The 21,585-nt window shown below is 40.2% G+C and carries 19 protein-coding genes and 1 pseudogene; 19 read left to right on the forward strand and 1 reads right to left on the reverse strand.

The features are described from left to right. Positions 1 to 90: 90 nt before the first annotated feature. Positions 91 to 174, reverse strand: coding sequence for an IS3 family transposase (locus H131_RS26075; RefSeq protein ID WP_419185161.1), 84 nt, complete (start codon positions 172 to 174; stop codon positions 91 to 93). Positions 175 to 523: 349 nt separating this feature from the next. Here H131_RS26075 and H131_RS07735 point away from each other — a divergent pair, with 349 nt between their 5' ends. The 19 genes and pseudogenes from H131_RS07735 to glpK all read left to right on the forward strand — a co-directional run bounded on the left by H131_RS07735 (position 524) and on the right by glpK (position 21,584). Further along, positions 524 to 1,231: a lantibiotic protection ABC transporter ATP-binding protein gene (locus tag H131_RS07735; protein WP_010858538.1), complete on the forward strand. Its 708-nt coding sequence runs from the start codon at positions 524 to 526 to the stop codon at positions 1,229 to 1,231. A 1-nt stretch (position 1,232) separates the two neighbouring features. Next, positions 1,233 to 1,967: a lantibiotic immunity ABC transporter MutE/EpiE family permease subunit gene (locus H131_RS07740; RefSeq protein WP_010858539.1), complete on the forward strand. Its 735-nt coding sequence runs from the start codon at positions 1,233 to 1,235 to the stop codon at positions 1,965 to 1,967. Positions 1,968 to 1,971: 4 nt separating this feature from the next. Then, on the forward strand, positions 1,972 to 2,727 hold the full coding sequence (locus tag H131_RS07745; RefSeq protein WP_010858540.1) for a lantibiotic immunity ABC transporter MutG family permease subunit: 756 nt from the start codon (positions 1,972 to 1,974) through the stop codon (positions 2,725 to 2,727). A 29-nt stretch (positions 2,728 to 2,756) separates the two neighbouring features. Beyond that, the gene (locus H131_RS07750; protein WP_010858541.1) at positions 2,757 to 3,419 is read left to right on the forward strand and encodes a response regulator transcription factor; all 663 of its coding nucleotides are present in this window, start codon (positions 2,757 to 2,759) and stop codon (positions 3,417 to 3,419) included. A gap of 533 nt (positions 3,420 to 3,952) precedes the next feature. After that, positions 3,953 to 4,717 (forward strand): annotated as a pseudogene (locus tag H131_RS26080) (sensor histidine kinase); the annotation flags it as partial. 191 nt (positions 4,718 to 4,908) lie between these two features. Further along, positions 4,909 to 5,286, forward strand: coding sequence for a 2-oxoglutarate ferredoxin oxidoreductase subunit beta (locus tag H131_RS07760; RefSeq protein WP_230491830.1), 378 nt, complete (start codon positions 4,909 to 4,911; stop codon positions 5,284 to 5,286). Positions 5,287 to 5,541: 255 nt separating this feature from the next. Beyond that, the gene (locus H131_RS07765) at positions 5,542 to 6,630 is read left to right on the forward strand and encodes an ABC transporter substrate-binding protein (protein WP_010858544.1); all 1,089 of its coding nucleotides are present in this window, start codon (positions 5,542 to 5,544) and stop codon (positions 6,628 to 6,630) included. Next, complete coding sequence (locus tag H131_RS07770; RefSeq protein WP_010858545.1) at positions 6,620 to 7,456, forward strand: alkaline phosphatase family protein; 837 nt, start codon at positions 6,620 to 6,622, stop codon at positions 7,454 to 7,456. Before H131_RS07765 ends, H131_RS07770 begins: the two co-directional genes overlap by 11 nt. 46 nt (positions 7,457 to 7,502) lie before the next feature. Then, entirely contained in the window at positions 7,503 to 8,336 is an 834-nt protein-coding gene (locus H131_RS07775; RefSeq protein ID WP_010858546.1) for an ABC transporter permease, read from the forward strand. Then, on the forward strand, positions 8,336 to 9,121 hold the full coding sequence (locus H131_RS07780; protein WP_010858547.1) for an ABC transporter permease: 786 nt from the start codon (positions 8,336 to 8,338) through the stop codon (positions 9,119 to 9,121). Before H131_RS07775 ends, H131_RS07780 begins: the two co-directional genes overlap by 1 nt. Next, positions 9,118 to 10,119 carry an ABC transporter ATP-binding protein gene (locus tag H131_RS07785; protein ID WP_010858548.1) on the forward strand — a complete coding sequence of 334 codons (1,002 nt, stop codon included), beginning with the start codon at positions 9,118 to 9,120 and terminating at the stop codon, positions 10,117 to 10,119. The genes H131_RS07780 and H131_RS07785 overlap by 4 nt, the downstream gene beginning before the upstream one ends. Next, the gene (locus H131_RS07790; RefSeq protein WP_010858549.1) at positions 10,116 to 10,898 is read left to right on the forward strand and encodes a DeoR/GlpR family DNA-binding transcription regulator; all 783 of its coding nucleotides are present in this window, start codon (positions 10,116 to 10,118) and stop codon (positions 10,896 to 10,898) included. The genes H131_RS07785 and H131_RS07790 overlap by 4 nt, the downstream gene beginning before the upstream one ends. Further along, the gene (locus tag H131_RS07795; RefSeq protein ID WP_010858550.1) at positions 10,898 to 11,911 is read left to right on the forward strand and encodes a histidinol phosphate phosphatase domain-containing protein; all 1,014 of its coding nucleotides are present in this window, start codon (positions 10,898 to 10,900) and stop codon (positions 11,909 to 11,911) included. The genes H131_RS07790 and H131_RS07795 overlap by 1 nt, the downstream gene beginning before the upstream one ends. A gap of 258 nt (positions 11,912 to 12,169) precedes the next feature. Then, the gene (gene miaB / locus H131_RS07800; RefSeq protein WP_010858551.1) at positions 12,170 to 13,714 is read left to right on the forward strand and encodes a tRNA (N6-isopentenyl adenosine(37)-C2)-methylthiotransferase MiaB; all 1,545 of its coding nucleotides are present in this window, start codon (positions 12,170 to 12,172) and stop codon (positions 13,712 to 13,714) included. Beyond that, on the forward strand, positions 13,715 to 14,152 hold the full coding sequence (locus H131_RS07805; RefSeq protein ID WP_010858552.1) for a YlbF/YmcA family competence regulator: 438 nt from the start codon (positions 13,715 to 13,717) through the stop codon (positions 14,150 to 14,152). Between the two features lie 196 nt (positions 14,153 to 14,348). Continuing rightward, the gene (cotE, locus tag H131_RS07810; protein ID WP_010858553.1) at positions 14,349 to 15,008 is read left to right on the forward strand and encodes an outer spore coat protein CotE; all 660 of its coding nucleotides are present in this window, start codon (positions 14,349 to 14,351) and stop codon (positions 15,006 to 15,008) included. A gap of 460 nt (positions 15,009 to 15,468) precedes the next feature. Then, positions 15,469 to 18,036 carry a DNA mismatch repair protein MutS gene (gene mutS / locus H131_RS07815; RefSeq protein ID WP_010858554.1) on the forward strand — a complete coding sequence of 856 codons (2,568 nt, stop codon included), beginning with the start codon at positions 15,469 to 15,471 and terminating at the stop codon, positions 18,034 to 18,036. A gap of 14 nt (positions 18,037 to 18,050) precedes the next feature. Further along, the gene (gene mutL, locus H131_RS07820) at positions 18,051 to 19,910 is read left to right on the forward strand and encodes a DNA mismatch repair endonuclease MutL (protein ID WP_010858555.1); all 1,860 of its coding nucleotides are present in this window, start codon (positions 18,051 to 18,053) and stop codon (positions 19,908 to 19,910) included. A gap of 180 nt (positions 19,911 to 20,090) precedes the next feature. After that, positions 20,091 to 21,584 (forward strand): glycerol kinase GlpK, encoded by a 1,494-nt coding sequence (gene glpK, locus H131_RS07825; protein ID WP_010858556.1) that lies wholly within the window; start codon positions 20,091 to 20,093, stop codon positions 21,582 to 21,584. The last annotated feature ends 1 nt before the right edge of the window (position 21,585 follow it).

Genomic DNA, 21,585 nt, shown 5'->3' on the forward strand with positions numbered 1-21,585 from the left:
AAGTTCGTTACGAAACTTTGCGTTATTCATCTTAATTGAACCGCCGTATACGGAACCGTACGTACGGTGGTGTGAGAGGTCGGGAGTTAATCACTCCCTCCTACTCGATTTTGTCTTCATACGTTTGTGATTATAGTAATGAATATAGGCATCCAATTCTTTTTCAAAGTGCACGTTCTTTTTATGGAGTATGCTTTTTGATTGAATTGGAGGCTGAGCGACTTCTGGAGAATCAACGTCTTAGATGAGACCCTGGTAGCGAGACCCATTAGAGGAACGAAGGCTAAAAGCATCACGCCCTGTGATAACGCCTTCGTGACCAACATCCTGTCGCTTCGCTTTCGCACATAAACACCTGTTGCCCCAAGCTGACTTATCAGATGTCCCCCTGAAAGTGCCGAGCCGGAACGAAAATCACCTCCAGTCCTGATAATATATCCAGTTCATATATATAAATTAAATCCTTATAAAATCCTTATAATCATTTTTTACACTATAGTCATGGAAAGGATGATGACTCAATATGAATGATATTATTTTACAAACAGACAATCTTAGTAAAAGCTTTAAAGGGCAGAAGATAGTAGAAAATCTATCTTTGACCATTCCACGAAACACTGTTTATGGATTGTTAGGACCAAATGGAGCGGGCAAATCAACAACGTTAAAAATGATTACAGGCATGCTACGTCCAAATTCAGGAAGAATATTATTTAATGGACATGATTGGCGACGCACAGACTTAACAGATATTGGTGTGTTAATTGAAACACCACCACTGTATGACAACTTAACTGCAAGAGAAAATCTCAAGGTCCGAACAATTGCCCTTGGATTGCCACACAACCGGATAGATGAAGTTCTTAAGATAGTGGACTTAACCAATACAGGCAAAAAACGTGCTGGGCAGTTTTCATTAGGGATGAAACAGCGTTTAGGGATTGCCATTGCGTTGCTAAATTATCCAAAACTTCTAATCCTTGATGAGCCAACAAATGGTCTTGACCCAATAGGAATTCAAGAACTACGGAAATTGATTCGTTCTTTTCCTGGACAGGGCATCACCGTAATTTTGTCGAGCCATATCCTGTCAGAGGTAGAGCAGGTTGTTGATGAAATCGGCATTATTGCTGGTGGGGTATTAGGGTATCAAGGGACTGCACCACAAGGGCAAGAATTAGAATCATTATTTATGCAGGTAGTCGCCGCGAACAGAAAGGTGGGACAATAATATGTTACCTCATGTTATGAAAGCGGAAAGATTAAAATGGAGACGTACTTTTATTCCAAAATTAGTTTGGCTTACCCCCATTGTTACGCTGCTTCTTAGTGCAGTTTTAATGGGAGGAAATTTTTTTGAAACAGGCGCTTATAATTGGTGGTATACAATGCTCCTGCCGGGGGCACTGACGATATGTTGTGCATTGACAGTGGAAAAAGATTCAAAATTGAAATATCATAGTATTCTCGCGCTGCCAATTGATATGAAAACGATTTGGCTAGGCAAAATTCTTGCGTGTAGCGCATGGCTATTCCTAATTACGGTTGTGTTCTTGATAGGTATTACGGCGGGAGGGATGATGCTTTTTGACCATAGTATTTCAATTGGAAACAGTCTAACAGGAAGCTTTTTAATTTTTGTGACGTTTTTATGGCAAATTCCCTTATGTCTGTTCCTCTCAGCGAAATTTGGCACATATATTGCTATTTTATTAAATGTAGTTGGCAATATTGTTGGAGTCGCCGCTTTAGCAGATGGAGGGCTTTGGTTTACCTTCCCTTATGCAATTACAGCCCGGTTATTATGTCCAACACTTCATATTTTACCTAATGGACTTCCTGTACAGGAGGGCAGTGAACTATTAAGCAAGAGCGTTATCGTACCAGGTGTAATAATTGCTTTCGTGTGGTTTGTAGGTTTGACCTTCCTTACTGCAAGTTGGTTTAAACGAAGGGAGGCGAAGTAACAACATGTTATTTTTTCGATTACTGAGGGCGGAGTTTCTTAAAACAAAAAGGACGCCATTTTTTGTCATGCATCTACTTGTCCCTATCATCATTTCAGGGTTGTTTTTAGCATACTACTCCTATTCTCCATGGGATTTCGATGGGAAGGTAGCAGCTTATTATCAAGGACTGGCGTGTGGTTTTCCTATTATTATTGGCTTAGTTTGTGCAATGTCTTCAGAACAGGAAGCAGCAGCAGGCCATTTTCAGCTCATGTTCACTGCGACTAGCATAAAAATATTGGCATTTGTAAGCAAATTGTTGCACTTACTATTATTCAGTTTTGGTGCAATACTCTTCGCTATTTTAGTTTTTAGTTTTGGCTTTATTAAAATCTTACATGAAGACCGATTTGATGTTCAGTTTTATGTCATAGGCGCATGTATTTTATTTGGAAGTACTATATTTTTATATATTTTACATCTTTTTGTGAGCCTTCGTTTTGGCAAAGGTGCCTCTATTGGCTTAGGGATTGTGGAAGCACTTTTGGTCGCTTTACTGCTGACAGGTCTAGGTGATGGCATTTGGTCATTTATTCCTTATGGTTGGGGTGGTCATTTTATTTCCCTCTGGACACTATACGAGTCGGGGGTTGAGCTATCAGTCGTGCAAACAGAATTACAAGTTGGTATGATTACATGTATTAGTGGAACATTGCTAGCATTTTTGTTGGCATGTTTATGGTTTTGGCGTTGGGAAGGAAGAAAGTCTGAGGGCTAGAAAAAAGACAGAATGTTGAGGTAAGATGGATGGCAAACGTGTTAGCAGTAGATGATGAAGCAGATATCTTAGTGTTAATAAAAAACGCATTATTAAAAGATAATCACCTTGTGACGGTTGTATCTGATGCAACAGCAGTATGTAAAATGGATCTTGGTAATTTTGATTTAATTTTACTAGATGTGATGATGCCGGATATAGATGGTTTCACCTTGTGTAGGCAAATTCGTCCTGCTGTAGATTGCCCTATCCTATTTCTAACAGCTAAAACGTTAGAGGAAGACCTGATGTATGGTCTGGGACTTGGAGCAGATGACTATCTTGTAAAACCTTTTGGTATCGGAGAGCTACGTGCAAGAGTGCATGCCCATTTGAGACGTGAAAAAAGAGGCAGGCGTAGCATTCTATATACGGATGAGGTTCACTTCAATTTATCAGGCAAAGAGTTATATGTAAGTGAAGAGAAGGTAGCCCTAACAAAAAGCGAATATGAGATTTGCGAGTTTCTAGCTCGTAACCGAGGGCAAGTTTTCACGAAGGAAAAAATCTACGAAACTATTTTTGGTTTCGACGGCAAAAGTGACAGCATGGCTATTACGGAGCATATAAAAAATATTCGCGCAAAGCTTCATGCCTTTGACATTGATGTGATTGAGACGGTTTGGGGAATCGGCTATAAATGGAGACTATAAAGCCAAGTAAAGGAACACGCCTTCATACATTTTTTCTTCGATATCTCCTTTTTCTCAGTATCGGTACAATATTATTAGTGGCTATACTGCTTGGTTTATTTCTATTTGCCTTTTCTACAAACATTATTTTGCCAGCAAATTATGCCGAAACGCAGATTTCTTTAACTAAAGATCGCATTGCTTCAAGTGATACAGTAACTGCTGATCATATACCTGATCTTGTAGATTATGCTGTCTATTCTAAACAGGGTACATTTATGTCAGGTAATCTTTCAACAAAGGAAGCTATCTATGCCTGGGATTTAATGCAAAAGGGAGAAAACCAAGGTGGTTCCCAATTTTACACGTTTATACAGCGTGAAAATGAGGTTTGTATATTGCGCTATTATTTAGTACCACAATATCGTTCCGCCATGTTAAGAGCGTATTTACCAAACCCACAACTATTAATGTTCCTCCTATTTTTGTTAGGGATTTTTGCGCAAGCGACGGTGCTTGCTGTCCACTTTGGCAGACGTTTAAAGAAAAAAATGATGGGTTTACAGGATGCCATTAAAAAAATTCAACATCAGAATTTAGATTTCACCATTGCTCCGTCCGGAATACGCGAAATCGATGAAATAGCTTCTTCATTTGGGCACATGAAGGATGCGCTGCAAATTTCATTAAAGCAGCAATGGGAGTTAGAACAATCTCGTAGAGAACAGATTTCTGCGCTTGCTCATGACATCAAAACGCCATTAACGATTATTCGCGGGAATGCAGAGTTGTTACAGGACACGCCACAGGATGCTACGCAACGAGCATATAATGACTATATTTTGAAAAATACCCTTGTCATTGAAAAATTCACAAAAGAACTGATGGATTTATCTAAAATGGAGAAAAATATCGTCCATGAAAAAACATCCATTAAAACGGAGACATTTCTTGCAGAAGTGGAAAATCAAATGAAGGCTCTTTCTTGTGAGAAAAGTCTTCAGGTGTATATTCATAAAGAAAAAATTCCAGAGTGTATTACTGTTCATAAAGATTCCTTCTATCGGGCTATTTTAAATGTCATTGTCAATGCGGTGGAGTATACCCCTTTCAGTGGGAAAGTTACTTTATCTGTTCGAGGAACCTCTGAAGATGTTCAATTTATCGTTACAGATAATGGCGATGGCTTCTCCACAAGAGATGTCAAAGAGGCGACAAAACAATTTTATCGGGGAGATTCAAGTCGAAATTCGGGAAATCATCATGGAATGGGACTTTACATAGCTCTGTCGATTGTACAGAACCACGGAGGGACTTTACTAATTAATAATGATAATTCATCTGGTGGCGGACAGGTAACGCTAACTATTCCAGTTCGTAATAGAGAAGTGAGTGGTAATGAGATGATTTCGCTACATAGTTGAAATCATCTTTTTTCTTGTATAGTTAAAAGAGGGAATAGCAGGGCAATAATAGTAAAAAATGATACAATAAAAGAAAAAAAGAGGCGATGTACGTGGATAACGTCATTGATTTTATTGCAAAGAAAAAGGAACGTGAAGAAAGGCAGCGTGCGCAGGATTTAGAGTATTACGTTGCATGCCATTGTAAGCTTCATCAGCCTGAAAATATTGATGCATTGGTAGATAGAAAAGTACTCGAAATGAAGGATCATACATTGTTTCTAGGCTTTCTATCCATTTTAAAGGATGAGGAAATCGAGCCGCTTGAGATTTTTCAGGATGTTTTTACGTTTGAGCCTGCTCGTTTTGAAATGGACTACAATATGAAGTGGTGGTCGGTTGTCCAGTTAGCTTTTACATTTTTATCCATTTTAAAGGAAAATGAACCGCATACATATGCAGATTTCCTTGGCTTGTCTGAATAATCTAGGGTATGTGCACGTCTGAAAAAAATGGTACAACGTGCGCATACAAAACTAGATTCCACTTAATCCTCCTATCAAAATTAAACATCACCTTTACAATTCCCCTAATTATCAAATACTCTTCATAGAGTTTATAATTCCTCAATAATTTTTACCGAATATTTTTAAGCGCTCCATACTTGCTTAATGTTTGTTTTATAAGATTGCTGTTGTAAGCAAATAAAAATAAACATAAACAAATGGAGGGTCCATGTTATGGCAATTCAAAAGTTGTGGAAGAAAAGTCTAATCGGTGTATTAGCTATTTCAATGTTGGCTGCTTGTTCTGATAGTACATCTAGCTCGAATGATGTAAAAAGTGATTTGACGCTTGATGAAATTACTGAAAAAGCGCAAAAAGAAGGTACTGTAAACTCTGTCGGAATGCCTGATACGTGGGCGAACTGGGTAGAGACATGGCAAGAGCTAGGAACAGAATATAGTCTGAAGCACAAGGATACTGATATGTCGAGTGCAGAAGAGCTAGCTAAGTTTGAAGCAGAAAAAGAAGATGCCACAGCTGATATTGGCGACGTAGGAATTGCTTTTGGACCAATTGCGAAGGATAAGGGCTTAACATTACCGTATAAAACATCTTATTGGGATGATATTCCCGAGTGGGCAAAAGATGATGAAGGACATTGGATTGTTGGCTATACAGGAACAATTTCATTTTTAACAGATACAAATAATGTGAAAAACGCGCCAACATCTTGGACGGACATTAAAAATGGAGATTATACGGTCAGTATTGGTGATGCCTTAACAGCAAATCAAGCGCAATTTGCCATTTTGGCAGCAGCAATGGCTTTCGGTGGAGATGAGTCGAATATTCAACCTGGTATTGACTTCTTTGCGGATTTAGCAAAACAGGGGCGTTTACAAGGAGATCCGTCTATAGCCAATTTAGAAAAAGGTGAAATTGATGTAGCCATTCTATGGGACTTTAATGCGCTGGGGTATCGTCACCAAATTGATGAGGAGCGTTTTAATGTTGTTGTGCCATCAGAAGGTTCAGTGACATCAGGCTACGCAACCGTTATTAATAAGTATGCGAAAAACCCACATGCTGCTATGTTAACACGCGACTACATTTTATCGGACGCAGGACAGGAAAACTTAGCGAAGGGTTATGCACGCCCAATTCGCGACAATGTTGAATTATCTCAAGATGTGAAGGCCTTATTACTGCCAGCTGAAATGTATAAAAACGCACAGCCAGTAAAAGATCAAAAGCAATGGGAAGAAACAACGAAGCAAATTCCACAAATCTATCAAGAGCAGGTTTTAATTTATGCAAAATAATAAAGTGGTCCTTATTGTCATAGATGCACTGCGATTTGATACGGCCTGTTCACATATGGGGTTCATGCAACATTTAATAGAACGCAAAATTGCTGCAAGATATGAGGTTTGTTCGGAGGTACCATCCTTATCGCGACCATTATACGAAACCATTTTAACGGGTACACCGCCAATCGTACACGGTGTAACAAGCAATATGACGGTGCGTTTATCCACGCAAAATAGCTTATTTCATTTGGCTCAGTCAAACGGTTTAACTACAGCTGCTGCTGCTTATTATTGGGTAAGTGAATTATATAATCGTGCACCATTTTTGCATATGGAGGATAGATTGCAGTTTGATACGCAGCTTCCAATTGACAATGGCTTGTTCTACTTTGAGGATCATTACCCAGATAGCCATCTTTTTGCGGATGCAGCATGGTTAATGGATCACAAGCAACCAGATTTCTTATATATTCATCCGATGAATGTAGATGATGATGGGCATAAATTTACGGCACATTCACCACAGTATCGAAATCGTGTGTTGGCAGTTGATGCATTGTTATCTTTGTTTATTCCGAAATGTTTGGCACAAGGCTATGAGATTATTGTAACAGCCGATCATGGGATGACAAGTGATGGTAATCATGGTGGTACAACTACTGAGGATCGTCATGTACCAATGTTTGTCATTTCTAATCATGTCAAAGCTGGTATAAAAAATGGAATTGTTTCGCAGTTGCAAATCGCGCCACTGTGCTGTTATTTATTGAATATTGAACCGTCGGAGGAGATGGTTCCCCTCTTATTAGAGGGCGTGCAGTCATTAAAAGAGGTCTAATGAATGCCCTCTATTTCTACTTTACGAACAGAAAGAAGTGGTCGTTATGATCTCTAAAAGGCAATCATTTGCCGGGCTTGTCCCTTTCCTATTGCTCGTGCTGTTATTCTTTTTAGTGCCACTACTGTATATGGTAATCTCGAGCTTTAGTACTAGTGAAGGCTTTACGCTTGAACACTATCAATCTGTCCTAACAAATGACTATATGCTACAAGGATTTAAGAATAGTATTACTTTGTCAGCAATCTCCGCCGTGATTGCACTGATTGTAACATTGTTTGCGGTCTATGCCATCATGCGCTTTTCGGAGCCAGCTCGAGAGAAAATTCTAATTTTGACTAACTTAACGTCAAATTTTTCAGGCATTCCGTTAGCCTTTGCTTTCATTGTCTTGCTAGGGAATAGTGGCTTATTTACTTTGCTTTTTGAAAAATGGGACATTGGTGCATTATCGTCATTTTCTCTCTATAGCTGGAGTGGCTTATTACTCATTTATATTTATTTTCAATTGCCATTAGCATTGATGTTGTTGTATCCAATTTATGATGGGATACAACAACAATGGAAGGAAGCTGCTGCACTTCTTGGTGCCTCTACATGGCAATTTTGGTTAAAAATTGGCATCCCTGTCATGCTACCAGGTATTGTTGGAACATTTAGTGTATTGTTTGCCAATGCGATGGGCGCCTATGCATCGGCCTATGCACTAACTAGCAGTAATTACAATTTAGTCGCAATACGTATCGGTGCGCTCATTAAGGGAGATATATTTGCTCAGCCAGAATTAGCAAGTGCAATTGCGGTATTACTAGCAGTAACGATGGTAATAGCGATGTTATTAAGTGAGTGGAGCATCAAAAAGACAAGGGGGAAATTATAATGAAAAAGAGAGGCTTTGCTGATTTCTTTTTCCTCCTTTTCGTTTTGTATTTAGTATTGCCGATTGTTGCGACGACACTTTATGCCTTTTCTTCTAAATGGAATAAAACAATTTTTCCAGAGGGGCTGACATTTAAGTGGCTGGGGACATTATTTCAAGATGCAGAATTTATCCAAGCGTTCGGACGCTCTGTTTTATTATCAGGGGGAGCGGTCGTAGTAGCTATGTTAGTGATTGTCCCTGCAATATTTGTCATTGTTTTGTATTTTCCAAAGTATGAAAAATGGATTCAAGTGGCAGTTGTCATGGTGTATTCCTTCCCAGGTGTTATTTTAGCAGTAGGATTAATTCGCGTGTATTCCACAGTAGGTGTACCGATGATCTTAGTGGTGCTAGGTGCCTATGTTATCGGTATTCTGCCATATATTTATCAAGGTACACGCAATAGTTTGCGTAATGTAGACGCAAGGCAACTTTTAGATGCAGCGCAATTACTTGGCGCCTCTAAAATGCAGGCATTTATGAAAATACTTTTACCGACTGTCTATCCAGGGTTATTTGCGGGTGCATTATTATCATTTTCAGTGCTGTTTGGTGAATTTGTTCTCATTAATTTAGTCGTAGGTTCACGCTTTGAAACTGTGCAAATTTATTTGATGAAAAAACTAAGTGCAAGTGGACACATTGCCAGTGCTGTTGTCTTTATTTATCTCGTTCTAATGTGCTTATTAACGTTTGTTATCGCACTGTTAACAAAACGATCGAAAGGTGCTGCAAATATATGAGCTATATTGTCATAGAAGGACTTCATAAAAAGTATGGCCATTCAACAGTTTTATCGAATATTGATATGAGGATTGAAAAAGGGGAATTTATTACGCTTTTAGGGCCAAGTGGCTGTGGAAAAAGTACGATTTTACGCATTGTTGCGGGTTTAACAGATGCATCTGCAGGTTGTATTCAAATAGAAGGAAAAGATATGCTTGGAATTCAGCCGAAAGACCGTCAAGTTGGGATGGTTTTTCAATCCTACGCGCTCTTTCCGAATATGACCGTCAAGGAGAATATAGCGTTCGGCTTGCATATGCAGAAAGTCAATAACGCTGACATTGAACAACGTGTGCAAGAGATGCTTGCTATTGTGCATTTAACGGAAAAAACGAATGCCTATCCAAAGGAATTGTCTGGCGGACAGCAGCAACGAGTTGCTTTGGCACGAGCTTTAATTGTGCGTCCCAAGGTACTGCTTTTAGATGAGCCACTTAGCGCACTGGATGCACAAATTCGTAAAAAATTGCAAGAAGATTTACGAGCAATACAACGAAAACTTGATATGACAATGATTTTAGTGACACATGACCAAGAAGAAGCAATGGCTGTTTCTGACAAAATATTTGTCATGAGTAATGGGCAAATTGCGCAAAGTGGAACACCTACTGCCATTTATACAAAACCGGAAAGTGAATTTATTGCTAATTTTATCGGGCATTATAATGTCTTTACACGTCAAGTGCTTGAGAAAATAATTGGCTGCACCTTGCCAGGAGATGGTTTAAAGTTTGCTATTCGTCCAGAGGCCATTCATGCACAAGCAATGGAAGGGGACGTGGGTCTATCGGGCGTAGCGAAGCATTCATTAATGACTGGCAATGTCATTCGTACAACCTTTGAGGGGGAATGTATGTTTACGATGGAGCAATTACATCAACGAGGAAAACTGTTTGAAGTGGGCAAAAAATATGAGTGCTATGTGGCAAAGGAAGATGTGATTGCTTTATCATGACATATGCAAAAATTGAACGATTCGATTTTATTTTGAAGCAACTAGAAGTAGATGGGAAAATAATTGTCGTAAACATTGCTGAGGCACTTCAAGTTGCGCCAGAAACCATTCGTCGGGATTTGGATGAGCTAGAGGAACAGCATTTATTAACGCGAGTGCATGGAGGAGCAGTGCAATATACAAACGTCAGAACAGAACCGGCGTTTTTACGTAAGCTGCAAATGCAAAAAGAGGCGAAGTGTAACATTGCTCGTCTAGCTGCGAGGCGTATATGTCATGGGGATACGATTGCTGTTGATACAGGAACAACGACTGTACATATAGCTGATTATTTAATGGGGATTGATGATATTACCGTCGTCACAAATTCCATAGCTGCTGCTGCGCAATTTAATCTTGCCATTGAAGAGAGACGAATGACGGGCAAAGTGATTTTGCTTGGTGGGACGACTAATCCAAGACAATCCTCTGTTGCAGGTGCCATGACATTGGAATGGTTGGGCAATATGAATTTTGACAAAGCATTTTTATCATGTGGTGGCATGAAAGGTGGCATTGTCTATGATTATGATTTGGATGAATCGCTCATTTCTCAAAAGATGCTTGAAAATAGCAAAACGGCCATTTTATTAAGCGATTCTACAAAAATCAATGGCAAATCGTTTTATCAAATTTGTCACTTGGCCGAGTGCACAGAAATAATTTGTGATGTGGCATGCCCAGAAGGATGGCAAGCATACGAAGAAATGTGGACGATAGGTAATGGAGGGAAAAGCTGATGACAATTGATTATCATGTGCATTTAGAGGAAGGACCCTATTCATTCCGTTGGTTAGAACGTACCTCTCAGGCCATGGCATTTTTTGATGAAGCTGACCTTACTGCGAAGGGGTCGAAAGGGCTTATAGAGAGGCAAATACAGGCCTTAGCACAACGATTGCAAAAGGGATGTTATAATGAAGAATGGCTCGATTTATATTTGCAGCAGGCAAAGCGACTAGGATTACGAGAAGTGGGCATTGTCGACCATTTGTATCGATTTCAGGAGACGCGTGCTTACTTTGAACGCTATATGCAGTTGGATGAAAATACGGAAGTCGGTGAATTGCAACGTTACTGGTTAGATAGTGTTATGACAGAACAGATGGATAATTTTGTATCAGCCATTACAAATGCAAAGGAAAGATGGCGGCGACAAGGTATTGCTTTAAAACTTGGCATAGAGGCGGATTATTTTGTAGGTGGCGAAGAAGAGTTAGCGACTTTGCTACAAGATTATCCATGGGATTATGTAATTGGTTCTGTGCATTTTGTGGATGGCTGGGGCTTTGATAACCCGCAAACGCAGTATATATTCGAGAACATGGATACAGAGGCATTGCAGGAAAAGTATGCACAATTTTTTTCTACGGTAGAGAAAATGATACACTCGAGGATGTTTGATTTTGTGGCGCATTTGGATAATTTTAAGGTCTTTAACTATCACATTAAAGATGAGGCTTTTCTACATGCATGGTATGTGCGAATTGCTGATGCGCTGGTCACAACACGAACAGCTACGGAAATTAATGCAGGGCTATATTATCGCTACCCCGTGAAGGAAATGTGCCCGGGGTCTCATTTCTTACAAGTGTTAGTTGAACAGGGCGTAGAGTTTACAGTTTCCTCAGATGCGCATTTCCCTGATGATGTAGGAAAGTATACATTTGCGAATACGGATGTGCTAAAGAGCCTTGACGTTGACTCCATACTAGGTTTTAATGAGCGAAAAAAGAACTATATAGAGCTATAATTTCATGAAAGGGTCACCGTCGATACATATCTTCGGTGACTTTTTTTCGTTAACGGAGAAAGACGGATAAAATCGCTGGAGTGACGGATAGAATCATCAAACCGACCGGCAGAACCACTAAACCGAAAGAAAGTGTATTTAAGTCGAAACCACGACATTTAGTACGCAAACCTTGTAGGAAGTAGTAATCATTCAGTATAATAATAAAATGGGAATTCGAATGCACGGATTTCGTTTGAAAGGAGTTACCTGATTGCAATGAATGAGGAACAACGATTAGCCAGTCAACAAGTCAATCAACCGAAAAAAGAAGACAAGCCTGAAAAGGATTATAGTCAATATTTTGAGAAGGTCTTTACAGCACCTTCATTAAAAGATGCTAAAAAACGTGGGAAAGAAGAAATTAAGTACCATAAGGATTTTAATATTGCCGAAGAGTTTGCAGGCATGGGCGAGGGGCGTACGTTTTATATCCGTACATATGGCTGCCAAATGAACGAGCATGATACTGAAGTGATGGCCGGGATATTTATGCAACTTGGCTACACATCAACAGAGATAATTGAGGAAGCAGATGTTGTGTTACTGAATACTTGTGCAATTCGTGAAAATGCGGAGAACAAAGTTTTTGGCGAACTTGGCTTCCTGTTAAAATATAAACGTAAAAATCCAGAAATGCTTATCGGTGTTTGTGGCTGTATGTCACAGGAAGAATCCGTTGTAAACAAAATATTAAAAACTTACCCTCACGTCGATATGGTGTTTGGTACACATAATATTCACCGTTTGCCCAATATTTTAAAAGAAGCCTATATGTCGAAGGAATTGGTCATTGAAGTTTGGTCAAAAGAGGGCGACGTTATTGAAAACCTGCCCAAAAAACGTCTTGGTTCCATTAAGGCTTGGGTCAATATCATGTACGGCTGCGATAAGTTTTGTACGTATTGTATCGTACCGTATACGCGTGGTAAGGAACGTAGTCGCCGTCCGGAAGAAATTATTGGCGAAGTGCGGGAACTAGCGGCTGCGGGCTATAAAGAAATCATGTTGCTTGGACAAAATGTTAATGCTTACGGAAAAGATTTTGAGGACATGGAGTACCGACTCGGTGATTTAATGGACGAATTACGAAAAATCGATATCCCACGTATTCGTTTTACAACGAGTCATCCACGCGACTTTGATGATCATTTAATTGAGGTACTAGCAAAGGGTGGTAACCTCGTTGAACATATTCATTTGCCCGTGCAGTCAGGTTCGAATGAAGTGTTAAAAATAATGGCTCGCAAATATACACGAGAACATTTCCTTGGCTTAGTGGATAGAATAAAAGCGGCTATCCCAGGGGTTACATTAACAACGGATATTATTGTTGGTTATCCAAACGAAACAGAAGAGCAATTCGAAGAGACACTTGCTCTATATCGTGAAGTCGGCTTTGATATGGCGTTTACGTATATTTATTCTCCACGTGAGGGTACACCAGCAGCGAAAATGATTGATAATGTACCAGAAGATGTGAAAAAACAACGTCTTCATCGTTTAAATGCAGTTGTACAAGAGTATTCTAGAAAAGCATTAGCAGGTTTGGAAGGCGAGATTGTAGAGGTGCTAGTTGAGGGGACAAGTAAACGTCGTGAAGATGTCCTTGCAGGCTACACACGTAAAAATCGCCTCGTGAATTTTAAAGCACCAGCAGAACTTATTGGTCAGTTAGTGTCAGTAAAAATAATCGAAGCTACTTCATATTCATTACGTGGTGAATTTGTGGAAGTAGTAAAAAACGAAAAGGTGGAAGCGTAAATGACTGAAGTAATGTACACAAAAGAAGATTTAATTAAGAAATCACATGAAATTGCACACATGATTGCCAATACGCCAGAAGTTGAGTTTTTCAAAAAGGCAGAAGCACAAATCAACGAAAATCAACTTGTACGTGAACGTATTGCTAGTTTAAAGAGCTTGCAAAAACAAGCTGTAAACTTCCAACACTTAGGCAAAGAAAAAGCGCTGAAAATGATTGAAGACAAAATCGCGAAAATCGAAGAAGAAATTAATGCAATCCCGGTTGTCCAACAATTTAAAGATTCACAAGTTGATGTCAATGATTTGTTACAATTAGTGTCGAACACAATTGCTAACAATGTCACTAATGAAATTATCCGTTCAACAGGTGGTGATTTACTACGTGGTGAAACAGGTTCATACGTAGCGAATTCACAACCTGGAAGCTGTTCATAAATAATAAAAGTAATGGCTCGAATGACTGCATTCGGGCTATTTTTTTGCATGGTATTGAGGATTTTAGAGCTTAGGAGATGTTGCTCGGACTGAGCGAATACATACGCTAAGAGTTTAAGAATTTTTTAGTGTGATTTGGCAACGATGCCCGCAATCTGAAAAAGATATAAAGTGATTCGACTGGATTCTATGAAATATGTTCACCCAATGGGCGCTACCTGCATATGATGGAGTGAAAAGAGTCGAAGGAGGAATTGCGCTGAAACGTTTACGACAAATCGTGACGAAAGCAGTAGTTGCCAAGGGGAAGAAGAGAACGGAAGATCGTGTTACATTATGTCCAACAAATAAACCGACGAGTATTCTTGGTTGCTGGGTAATCAATCATACTTGCTCAGCAAAAAAAGTCGGTAAATTTGTAGAAGTATCAGGGAAATTTGATGTCAATGTTTGGTATGCGTATAGTAACCATTCGAAAACAGCTGTGTTTTCAGAAACGGTTCACTATAAAGACAAAGTAAGACTACATTTCAGAGATGGTGAAGTTAGTGTTAGCGATGATGTACGTGTGCGTGTAATCCAAGAACCAAATTGCATGGAAGCGGTAATTTCTCCATGTGGAACGAAATTTGAAATAGTAGTAGAACGAGAAATTGTCGTAGACGTAATGGGTGAAATGACAATTTGTATTAGTGTACACCCTCTAGATTTCGAAGAAGAATGGAGTTTAAATGATGAAAGTTCATCCTCATCTTCATCTAGCTCCAGTTCTAGTTCATCGTCTAGCTCTAGCTCTAGCGACGAAGGTAGGTATGTATTAGAGTCTTCATCGTTTCCTGACGAGCGTCCAAGATAAAACACAACAAGAAGTTTTTTTGATACATGCGAAATGCTAGCATCTTTACAAAGGTGAAATAAGCGTTTCGCATGTATCTTTTGTTATAATAAAACTATCTTCATTCAACAAAAGACATCTCCTACTAATAATAGGGAATGATTGCGGAAAAATCTTGTTGTTCAGTGCGTGTGCATGCACTAGCTGAACAAAGATATAGCCTACGGTGGATGGCACAGATATTTTGAGCGTGAAAACGTAGTTAGCGCTGTGACGGCGGTAGATTTTGAATGGTATTGTTTTAGGTTGTTAGCCTACAATCGTGACAATTAGGTGACACAGGCTAACTGATTTGTATCATGCAGATTTAAGCACAATTCAAAATCGAGACGCATTGTTAATCTGTTCCGAAAGCCATAGCGGCAGGTACAAATACGCCAAGGCAAATTTGATATATGGTAAGAGCGAGGGAAAAGATGAAATGACAACATACACACCAATGATGCAACAATATTTGCAGGTAAAAGAAGATTACAAGGACGCCTTTTTGTTTTTTAGATTAGGTGACTTTTACGAGATGTTTTTTGAGGACGCAGTTAATGCCTCACAAATTTTAGAAATCACATTAACAAGTCGAGATGCAGGCGCGAAGGACCGTATTCCAATGTGCGGTGTGCCTCATCACTCGGCAAAAAACTATATTGAAACATTAGTGCAAAAGGGTTATAAGGTCGCTGTTTGTGAGCAAACGGAAGATCCGAAACAAGCAAAGGGCGTAGTCAAGCGAGAAGTTGTACAGCTTATAACACCAGGAACAATTATGGAAGGTAAGGCGCTTGATGGTAAATCGAATCATTTTATTGGTGCGGCTGAGCAGTTAGATGCCACTACCTTTGGCTATGCCTATTTAGACTTATCTACGGGTGAAGCAACTGCATCCTCTATTGAAGGCGATGGTAAAGCATTATTAATGCAAATGCAGGCATATGGCATTCGTGAGCTTGTTGTAACAGAGAGTGTCCAACTTTTATTGGCAGAGCATGCAGTGAATTTAGGAATTGTGTTGTCTGTGGAAGTAGATGAAATGGCGTTGGACAAGGTTGTGAACTATGTAGAAGCAGTACCAGAAAAGTTACAAGTGGCTTGCCTTCGTCTATTGACTTATATTGACAAAACACAAATGCGCTCGTTATCGCATATTCAAACGTTCACATTCAATGAAATGAAAAATTATTTACGTATTGATTCCAGCTCAAAACGTAATTTGGAGCTGATTCAATCGATCCGTGGTGGCGACCAAAAGGGGACATTGCTTTGGTTGTTAGATGACACGGTTACAGCAATGGGCGGGCGTAAGTTAAAACAATGGATACATCAACCGCTTGCTACGCGTTCTGCCATTGAGTCGAGACTTATAATTGTCACTGATTTATTAGAAGAATATTTTGTAAGAACAGCATTACAAACTTCTCTTAAACAAGTATATGATTTAGAACGTTTGGCGGGTCGTGTGGCATTTGGTAATGTGGGCGGGCGTGATTTAGCACAGCTCCGTGATTCACTGCGTCAAGTACCTATGATTGTGCAACAGCTATTGGAATCAAGTACAGAAACTTTGCAGGTTTTAGGTTCCGCGCTCGATATATGTGCAGATGTCGAGGCATTACTGGCACATGCTATTACTGATAATCCACCAATTACCATTAAAGAAGGCGATGTGATTCGCGATGGTTACAATGATCGTTTAGATGAACTACGCTATGCATCTCGAAACGGCAAGGACTGGATTGCACAGTTAGAACAAGAAGAACGTGTAAAAACGGGTATTAAAAATTTAAAAATAGGCTATAACCGTATTTTTGGTTACTATATTGAAATTACTAAATCCAATATTCACTTAGCAGATTTAACGCGCTATGAACGAAAGCAAACTTTGGCTAATGCTGAACGCTATATTACGCAAGAACTGAAAGAAAAAGAAGCACTCATATTAAATGCCGAAGAAGAAAGTTTGACGCTAGAATATAATTTATTCGTGGAAATTCGCGAAGAATTAAAGGCGTTTATTCCACGTGTACAGGCTTTAGCGGCAAGTATTAGTGAGTTAGATGTCCTGCTTAGCTTTGCCAGTGTGTCAGAGAAATATCGCTTTACGAAGCCAGAATTTCATGCAGGGCGTTCGCTTGAAATCCTTGAAGGACGTCATCCCGTTGTTGAAAAAATGCTAAACAAGCAAATGTATGTACCAAATGATTGTGTGCTTGAGGAAAATCACAATATGATGCTGATTACAGGACCGAATATGTCCGGGAAAAGTACGTATATGCGTCAGGTGGCTCTCATCGTCGTTATGGCCCAAATGGGTTGCTATGTGCCAGCAGAAAAGGCTAGACTGCCAATCACAGACCAAATTTTCACACGTATTGGCGCAGCAGACGATTTAGCAGCGGGGCAATCAACATTTATGGTAGAAATGTTGGAATCACAGCACGCTATTATGCATGCGACTAAAAATAGCCTCATGCTGTTTGATGAAATCGGTCGTGGAACTTCTACCTATGATGGCATGAGTCTTGCCCAATCGATGATGGAGTATATTCACGATAAAATCGGAGCAAACACACTATTTTCAACACACTATCATGAGTTAACGGCACTTGAAAATGAGCTTCCACGTCTGCAAAATGTTCACGTATCTGCCACTGAAAAAAATGGCACGGTGGTCTTTTTACATAAGGTGAAAAAAGGAGCTGCCGATAAATCATACGGAATTCACGTGGCACAGCTTGCGCAATTGCCAGAGGAAATTTTAGCGAGAGCGCGTGTATTGCTCGAAAATTTCGAGGCAGGCAAAGAGCTAACGACGCCACAAGTGGTTGCAGAACAGCCAGTACAAATGTCGCTATTTACGGCAGAAGAGCCTATTTCACCAGCTGAAGCAGAGGTTTTAAAAAGCTTAGAGAAGGTTAATATTCTTGGCACTTCGCCAATGCAGGCGATGAATATTTTATATGAATTACAGCAGCAATTGGTCAACGTAAAAAAATAAGGGAGTGATGCGCTATGGGTAAAATACAAATAATGGACGAATGGCTGTCCAATAAAATTGCGGCAGGAGAAGTGGTCGAAAGGCCAGCATCTGTTGTAAAAGAGCTTGTTGAAAATGCCATTGATGCAGGAAGTACGTCCATTGATGTTTTTTTACTAGAAGCCGGGCTCACTTCAATTCAGGTTATTGATAATGGCATGGGCATGGACGAGGATGATGCCCTCATCTCCTTTTCACGCCACGCCACAAGTAAAATCCACCAGGAGCATGATTTATTCCGCATCCGTACATTAGGTTTTCGCGGTGAAGCATTAGCTTCCATTGCATCGGTATCAAAAATGACGCTCATTACATCCAATGGCGAATCGGGTACATATGTAGAGTTAGAAGGTGGGCATGTTACTACGCAAAAGCCTGGACCGTTACGTAAGGGCACAGATATCACCGTAGCACAGCTATTTTTTAATACACCTGTTCGTTTAAAATATATGAAAACAATTCAAACCGAGCTTGGTCATACGATTGACTTAATGAACCGTTTAGCGCTAGGAAATCCACAAATTGCTTTTCGATTGCTACATAATGGTCAGCAACTGTTACAGACGAATGGTCGAGGAGATGTGCAGCAGGTATTAGCTGCGATATATGGTGTCCATAATGCCAAAAAAATGGTGCCATTTCAAGGGGAGTCGCATGATTATAAGGTATCTGGATATGTATCATTACCTGAGGTGACGCGTGCTTCAAAAAATTATATGTCGCTGTTTGTGAACGGCCGCTGGGTAAAGCATTATTTGGTACAAAAAGCAATTGTGGATGCGTACCATACGTATTTACCAATCGAGCGTTTCCCAATTGTAGCGCTCTATATTGAAGGAGATCCGTATTTAACGGATGTGAATGTGCATCCAGCAAAGCATCAAATACGTTTGAGTAAAGAGCCGGAACTACTGAAACTAATCGAGGAAACGATTCGTGAGACGATTCGAGGCGTGATCCGTGTGCCACAAATGGAGAAGAAGGAAAAAGTTGCTATTACTGCAACAGAGCAACTGAATATATGGAAGCCTGCACCAAAGCTCGATGTGGAAAAAATGAATGCCATTGTCGAAAAGCTGTATGATGTGCAAACGGTACAGGAATCGAGTGTGCTACCTGTTGAAAAAACAGAGGCGACTGCTGTTGAGCTAAGTTGGCAACCAACATTGCCGACTCCGACTGCAACGACTCCTGTTGAAAGTGTCTTGGAGGAGCTAGATGAAATACCTGAGCACGAGTCAATAAAAGAACCATTTCCAGCCCTCGAGGTAGTCGGGCAAATTCATGGTACGTATATCGTGGCGCAAATGGAGGACGGTTTTTATTTAATCGACCAGCATGCTGCACAGGAGCGCATAAAATATGAATTTTTCCGTGACAAGGTTGGACAAGTGAATCCTAACGAACGGCAAGCATTATTGTTACCGCTAACCTTCCATTATGCAGCGGATGAGGCGTTAATTTTACGTGAAAATAGATTGGAACTTGAAGCAGTCGGTGTATTTTTAGAGGAGTTTGGACAGTCATCTTTTGTTGTGCGAGAGCATCCAAGCTGGTTTCCAAAGGGCGAGGAGCAAGAGCTTATTGAAGACTTAATCGAGCAGGTACTGACGACGAAAAAGGCAGATGTGAAAAAATTGCGTGAAGCAGCGGCCATTATGATGAGCTGTAAAAAATCGATTAAGGCGAATCATTTTTTGACGAAGGAACAGATGGATGTATTACTTCGTGATTTACGCAAAGCGGACAATCCCTTTACTTGCCCGCATGGACGTCCAGTACTCATTCATTTTACAACTTACGAAGTAGAGAAAATGTTTAAACGCGTAATGTAATTTACACGATCACTCACGTAAAAGTGCCACGAAATACTACCGCTCTTTATGGAGTAGTTTTTCGTTACTATGACTACGACGAATTCACCATGCTAAAACAGAGGCACGCTGTAAGCCTAAGGGGTCTAAGGGCAAAGAGTGAATTGCGCGTATGCCTACATGTGAAAAGGAGGAGAATGGATGGGGGAATTCATTTTAGCGATTGACCAAGGAACAACGAGTTCACGGGCAATTTTATTCAATAATAAGGGTGAGATTGCCCATGTGGCGCAAAAGGAATTTCAGCAGTATTTTCCGAAAGCCGGTTGGGTGGAACACAATGCTATTGAAATTTGGAGCTCTGTCCTAGCTGTTATTGCGGCCGTTTTAACAGAAAGTGGTCATGAAGCAAGCGAAGTTCACGCGATTGGTATTACAAATCAACGGGAAACAACCGTGGTTTGGGATAAACATACGGGACAGCCAGTATACAACGCGATTGTATGGCAATCGCGCCAAACACAGGACATAGTCCATGATCTAAAGCAGCAAGGACTAGAGGATACCTTCCAACAAAAAACAGGTCTTCGTCTGGATGCCTATTTTTCTGCTACGAAAATTAAGTGGATTTTGGATAATGTGGATGGCGCACGTGCCAAGGCAGAAAACGGCGATTTATTATTTGGCACGATTGATTCGTGGATTGTTTGGCGATTATCAAAGGGACAGGCACACATTACGGATTATTCGAATGCTGCACGTACGCTACTTTACAATATTCATGAGCTAAAATGGGACGAAGAGCTTTGTGAACTGTTAAAAATTCCAATGACGATGTTGCCAGAAGTGAAGAATTCATCAGAAATCTATACGACGACTGCTCCAAGTATCTTTTTTGGCGAGAAAATACCGATTGCTGGTATAGCAGGTGATCAACAAGCAGCACTTTTTGGGCAAACTTGCTTTGACAAAGGAATGGCTAAAAATACGTATGGTACAGGCTGTTTTATGCTATTAAATACGGGAGAACAGGCAGTCCATTCTGAAAACGGCTTACTCACAACGATTGCATGGGGTATAGATGGCAAGGTGACATATGCATTAGAGGGTAGTGTTTTTGTAACTGGCTCAGCAATCCAATGGTTACGAGATGGCCTTCGGATGATTCGTACTGCGGCGGATTCTGAAAAGTATGCCAAAAAGGTAGAGGATACGGATGGTGTATATATCGTACCTGCGTTTGTTGGCTTAGGAACACCGTATTGGGATACGGATGCACGCGGGGCGATTTTTGGTTTAACGCGTGGTACATCGAAAGAACATTTTATCCGGGCAACACTTGAATCTCTGGCCTATCAAACAAAGGATGTACTGGATGCGATGGAAGAGGCTAATGGGACACCGATTGAAGTGCTCCGAGTTGATGGAGGGGCAGTTCGTAACAGTCTGTTAATGCAGTTCCAAAGTGATATTTTGCAGCTAAAGGTAGAGCTGGCAAAACTTAATGAGTCAACAGCGCTTGGTGCAGCCTATCTTGCAGGACTTGCCACTAATTTTTGGCCAAGTAAAGAGACATTATCTACATTATGGATGAATGGAAAAAACTATCAACCGAAGATGAATGCGGAGCAAGGGCAGGCTTTATATGCTGGTTGGCAAAAAGCAGTAGAAGCTACACGTAATTTTAAATCATAGA

This window comes from Lysinibacillus sphaericus OT4b.31 (genome assembly GCF_000392615.1).
Classification (GTDB): Bacteria; Bacillota; Bacilli; order Bacillales_A; family Planococcaceae; genus Lysinibacillus; species Lysinibacillus sphaericus_B.